Origin of the sequence: Mesorhizobium sp. M7A.F.Ca.US.005.03.2.1, from assembly GCF_003997795.1 — a bacterium.
Taxonomy (GTDB): Bacteria; Pseudomonadota; Alphaproteobacteria; order Rhizobiales; family Rhizobiaceae; genus Mesorhizobium; species Mesorhizobium ciceri.
Map to the genome: position 1 here is coordinate 1 of NZ_RZRP01000427.1, position 5,389 is coordinate 5,389.

Below are 5,389 nucleotides of genomic sequence, written 5' to 3' on the forward strand. Positions count from 1 at the left end.
TTTTGATCCGGGCGGGCTCGTCGCGACGTATGCAGCGCTTTTTCGCCGCCGCGGCGGCACCCTGCTGGAAGAAGAAGTGCGGTCACTGACGCAGCCTGCTTCCGGCTGGCACGTCCACTTGCGGAACGGGCGGCGCCTGGCCACTGAAAACATCGTCATTGCGCTCGGTGCCTGGTCGCCATCCCTCCTCAGGCCGTTGGGCGTTTCCATGCCCATGATACGCAAGCGGGGCTACCACAGGCACTACAAAGCCGATCGCCTTCCAGGCAGGCCGTTGTTCGATGTTGCCGCCGCGGCCCTCTATTGCCCCATGAGTCAAGGGCTTCGGCTGACCACGGGCGCCGAGGTTGCCCGCTTCGCGTCGACCAAGACGCCTTGGCAACTGGCCCGAGCCGAACGTATGGCGCGCGAGGTGATCGATTTCGGTGAAGCCGTCGAGCCTGAGCCCTGGGCAGGTTGGCGGCCATGCATGCCAGACATGCTTCCGGTAGTTGGCGCCGTTCCCAAAATCCCCGGTCTCTGGTGCAATTTTGGTCACGGCCATCAGGGATTTACCCTTGGACCCACAAGCGCCCGGCTATTCTCGGAACTGGCGGGCGGCAGGGCCGAAGATCAGGTGACTCAGGCTGTATCCCCTGTGCGATATCTCTGAACAACGGGGTCGCGGCTGAGCCGGATACCGCTTAGATCGAGCCCGCTTCGCATTGGATGCGAATTCTCAAATCTCACCTCCTTCCAGATTCCGCCGGTATCACCGCGGAGCCCAGATGTGCTCCTGGGCCTCCGACCGGTCGTGTTGTCGGGGACTTCAACGAGTCACGCCCCAGTGCGATTACTTCGCCGATGCCTGCATCGCACTGAACAGATCGACCACGCTTTGCGGTGCGGTGTCGTCAAAAAACCGCTTTAGGTTCTGCTCGGTTTCTTGGGCCACCTTGCCGCTTCGTGGGAAGAGTCTCTTTTCGTAGACAGTGAGTGCGGCTTCGATCTCATCAGGATAGGCAAGGAGCGCCTGGGCAAGCTCCGCGCCATCAAGCATGGCGAGGTTCGCCCCTTCGCCAGAGAATGGGGACATCAGATGCGCGGCATCGCCGAGTAAAGTTGCGCCTGGCACCCGGCTCCAGCGATGACTAACCGGGAGCGCATAGATCGGTCGAAGCACTGGATCGGTGTCGCAGTCCGTGATGAGGGCAGTCAGCTGCGGAGCCCATCCTTCGAATTGCCCGGTGATATGAGCCAACCCAGCTTCAGCGTCACTGAAATCGATCGAAGCGATCCAGTCTTCCGGTTTGTTCAAGGCGACGTAGACATGCAGACTTCCGTCGGCATTGCGATGCGCCAGGATACCTTTGCCGGGCGCAACGGCCATCAGCGTGCCGCTGCCGATCGCCTCTGCGCTCGCCTTGTGGCGCGTGTCGCCATCGAAAAGGAATGTCTCGACGAAACACGTTCCTGTGTAGGCCGGCTTTGAATCAGAAAGCAGTGGACGGACCTTCGACCACGCGCCATCAGCCCCAATGACAAGGTCGCAGGTCACCTTTGAGCCGTCCATGAAGGTGATCTCATGGCGATTGTCGTCGGTAGCTGCCACGGACGTGACCTTATGGTCCCAATGGATCATACCGGCCGGGATCGAATCGATCAGCATCTTGCGAAGCTCGCCCCGGTCCACTTCAGGACGCTCGCCGCTGTGGCTGCCCGGCCTGTCGAACAGGATATGGCAGTCCTTGTCGACAATCCGTTTTGCATCTTCGCCAGGACGGACGAGCTGAAGAAACGAGTCAAACAGACCTGCGGATTTGAGGGCGAGCTGACCGTTGTATGCGTGAATGTCGAGAAGTCCCCCCTGCGCTCTCGAGGCAGAGGAGGCGTCGGCTTCATAGAGCGTGGCTGAAACGCCATGGACATGAAGAACGCGGGCAAGCGTGAGGCCACCAAGGCCCGCACCAATGATTGCAATACGATTTCGCATTTTTAGCGCTCCAATGCATCCGTCGGAATGACGGTTGCCATGAGCCCGACTTCTCGTCGGGCGGTTGCTCTCGGAGACGCTGGCCGAACCGTGCTGTGCACAGTTGACGTGTACTCGACTGCCTGACGAAGGTGACAATGGTCAGGCAGTTGTTTTTCGCGACGGAGCCTAGAATAGGTCGGCTCCTTGCACGAAACAAGGTCCCGCTTCCCAGAAGCCACCCCGGTTTGTAGAAGGCCTTTCGCAGCCAATGTCCCGCAATGGCGCGCTTGAAAGACAGGACAAAGGCTGGTCGGTTTACGACCTGACACGACTCCGATTATCAGGAGGAGCCGTTTTCCGCGTCCATTTCCGCTATATCCTGGAACCTGTCGGCAATCCTGGGGTGAACGCGTCCGCCGTTGGCTGCACCAATGGCGACCAGCACTTCATCGGCACCCGGTGCATCGGCGATCTGGAAGTTCGCGGTGATGAAATGCGAGCGCCTCCCGTTCTCGCTCTTGTGCATCATTGGCAGTGACAACAACGCCCCCGCGGCGTTTCTGGTGTTGCAGAATTCGAGATAGGTGGTGCCGCCGACGGCATCGCGGAACAGATTGCCAAAGCGCAGCGTGTGGATCAGCGCCGAGGCGTGTTCGATTTCGCCATTGATACCGACGGCCGCGGCCTTGCCATAGGATTCGATCTCGGCCGGCGGCATCAAGGCGGTTAGCCGCTGCGTAAGTTCGGCGCCGAGCCTGGGGGCGATGTCGATGATCTCGGGGCGAAGGTTTTCGACGAAGCCGCGTCCCCTCCACGGGTTCTTCAACACGGCGGCGACGACGATCGATGTGACCGGTTTGCCAGCGACCTTGCCGCCCTCGATCAGAACCTCGTCGATGAAGGTGCAGACTTTCCTGATTTCCATTCGCGCCAACGGTCCTTTCTGCCCAAACTCGAAAGGGCCAGGCTAGGAAGGCGCGCACCACGCGTCTTCCTCTGCTTCAGAGGAAAAACCGGATGTCTCGCTCTCGGAAGACGTGTAGCTTCACTCGGCCGCGAATTGCTTATATCGGGGCTCGCAGTGCCAACAAGAACAGATCGGTCAGCCGGAACAGTCGCACCAGTGAACCATCAGTCGCAAATCCTGTCGCTACGCGACGCCGCCAGCCTGATCAACTCAGGCGGCGATCTCAGCACGGTGTTGCGTGATCTCGTGTTGGCCGCCTGCCGGCATGCCGGATGGACAATGGGGTCGATCATGAGCATCGACGCACCGCATGGCCATGCTTACGTGATCGTTCGCCACGACCCGACCTTGATCCAGCGGTCGCTCCCCGACCGCTGGGAACTCGCCACCAGTCCGTCGATCGTTGCCCTGCAACGCAACGAGGCCGTCTATATCAGGGATGCCCGGGTCTCGGAGGAGTTTCCTGGCTATCGCATGGAGGCTTTCGAACGCGACTACCGCAGCGTTCTGGTAATGCCGATGAGTTGCCTCGACGAGGCCGGAAGGCCGATGGTGCTCAGCGTCATCTCGCGAGAGATCATGGACGTCAGCGCCGACGATCTCGCCTTCATCGGGATGATCGTCCATCTCGGTGAAATCGCTGTCGAGAAACAGCACAAGCTGCGCGAGGAGAAGCGTGCATCGGAACGGCTCCAGCAGGCGCTCCAGGCACATACGTCGCTGCTGCAGCAGGCCTTGGCCGAAAGCTCGATGCCTTCGCTTGCCGGTAAGATCGCAGCATTGGTGCCCAACCCCGTCGTCGTGGTCGATTTCACCGCCAACCTGATCGTCGCCAGCCGCTCACCGAGCGAGAAGCATTTCGACGACGCGGCCTGGCAGCTTGCCGCCAACACCAGCCTGCACCGGCAGATCATGAAGGTCGCGCGGTCGGCGGTGGATCAGCCGCACAGCGAGGCTCATACGTTCTTCCTCGACGACGGCAAGCGCCGTCTGCGTCTCACCGCGAAGATCGAACCGTTGAGTGTTGATGCCGAGGCTGTCGGGGCAATGGTCATCTTCACCATGCAGGAGCCCTTCAGCCAGCTCGACCTGCTTCTGCTGGACAGCGCCAAATTCGCGCTCAGCGTCCAGATGATGCGCAGCTTCATCCGCTTCCGATTCGAGACACGCACGCTGACGGAGTTGTTCATGGAGGTGGTCGAGCATCGCTGGCACGACCCCGCCGATGTAACGCAGCGGGCGCAGCGGCTTGGCGTAGGGCTGGCATCACCAAAGCAGATGATCCTCATCGACCTGCCTGAAGCCGCCCAAAGCAGCGCCGGACGTCTGGTCGATCCGCATCATGCGGTGATCCGGTTGCTGCAGCAGAACTCGGTCGCGGCTGACATCATCGTCGTCGACAATGGCCTCGTCTGCCTGATCCCGGCTGAGCTGGGCGAAGACAAGGACCGTGTCGCCAAGCTGCTGCGCAAGGTTGCCGAGGAACTGGGGCGCCAATTCGGCCAGGAACCGTTCGTCGTTCTTTCCGGCCTCTGCACGAAACTTGCGGACTATCCCCCGGCATGGGATCGCTGCCGGCGCATGATCCGTATCGGACGCTCGTTCGGCCGGACCGGCGTCTTTGCCAGCCAGGATTTCGGCCCGCTGCCGATGCTGATCGCGGCCGCCGAGGTGGAGGATGTGCGGAGCTTCGTGCAGGACAGTGTCGGCGCCATCGCCGATCACGATCGCCGGCACGGCACCCCCTATATGGAGACGTTGTTCTCTTATCTGCGCGAAGGCTGCCGCAGCCAGGCCTGCGCTGATGCGATGGGGCTGCACGTGACCACCTTGCGGTACCGGCTGGCGCGCATCCAGGAACTGTTCGGTGTCGATCTCGATACCCCTGAGCGGCGCTTTGCTTTCGAGCTCGCCATCCGCTTGCGCGAGGTCATCGACAACCGCGATTCGGTCGAAAGATAGCATCGTTCCAGCCTCCGCCGTGCGGACTGTTTCCAGCTTGGGTATCTTCCCTGCCGTTTGCGTTGTTGTCCGCGATCCTTGCTCGCAAACACAGCAGCCTCTCTGCCTGCTGTTCCTATCAACAGGAGGAAGAACGGCTGCAGGTCAGCGGCTAACGTCTCGCGCAATACAAAGAGGGAACACGAGGCCAGATGCTGACGACTCCACAGCCAACGATCGATCCGATTGCACTGAGAAGGGCATTCGGAACCTTCGTGACCGGCGTCACAGTCATCACCACCCGCGACGCCGATGGCACGCCGCGCGGGATGACGGCCAACTCCTTTACGTCGGTCTCGCTTGATCCGCCGCTGCTTCTGGTTTGCGTCGGCAAGGCCGCTGCCAGCTATGCCGCGTTCAACGCGTCCGACTCCTTCGCGGTCAATCTTTTGCATGAGGGGCAGACTGACGTCTCGGCGGTCTTCGCCTCGAAGGCGCACGACAAGTTCGGCTCGATCAGCCATGAC

The 5,389-nt window shown here is 61.1% G+C and carries 5 protein-coding genes; 3 read left to right on the forward strand and 2 right to left on the reverse strand.

Annotation, left to right across the window (positions count from 1 at the left end):
* A partial coding sequence (locus EN991_RS21970; protein WP_164769275.1) for an FAD-dependent oxidoreductase occupies nt 1-652 on the forward strand: 652 nt, incomplete at its 5' end.
* 180 nt (nt 653-832) lie between these two features.
* Here EN991_RS21970 and EN991_RS21975 read toward each other — a convergent pair.
* Both EN991_RS21975 and EN991_RS21980 read right to left on the reverse strand, forming a co-directional pair.
* Nucleotides 833-1,972, reverse strand: coding sequence for an NAD(P)/FAD-dependent oxidoreductase (locus EN991_RS21975; protein WP_127369539.1), 1,140 nt, complete (start codon nt 1,970-1,972; stop codon nt 833-835).
* 322 nt (nt 1,973-2,294) lie between these two features.
* Complete coding sequence (locus EN991_RS21980) at nt 2,295-2,879, reverse strand: amino acid synthesis family protein (RefSeq protein WP_127369540.1); 585 nt, start codon at nt 2,877-2,879, stop codon at nt 2,295-2,297.
* Nucleotides 2,880-3,077: 198 nt separating this feature from the next.
* On the opposite strand from EN991_RS21980, the gene EN991_RS21985 reads away from it, so the two are divergent.
* Both EN991_RS21985 and EN991_RS21990 read left to right on the forward strand, forming a co-directional pair.
* A complete protein-coding gene (locus EN991_RS21985; protein WP_127369541.1) occupies nt 3,078-4,883 on the forward strand; it encodes a helix-turn-helix domain-containing protein in 1,806 nt (601 codons plus the stop codon).
* A gap of 191 nt (nt 4,884-5,074) precedes the next feature.
* Nucleotides 5,075-5,389: flavin reductase family protein (locus tag EN991_RS21990; RefSeq protein ID WP_164769277.1), on the forward strand; the 315-nt coding region annotated here is incomplete at its 3' end.

Excerpts from the sequence above, each read along its gene's own strand:
- EN991_RS21975 (WP_127369539.1), bottom strand. The coding sequence starts at position 1,972 with ATGCGAAATCGTATTGCAATCATTGGTGCGGGCCTTGGTGGCCTCACG.
- EN991_RS21980 (WP_127369540.1), bottom strand. The coding sequence starts at position 2,879 with ATGGAAATCAGGAAAGTCTGCACCTTCATCGACGAGGTTCTGATCGAG.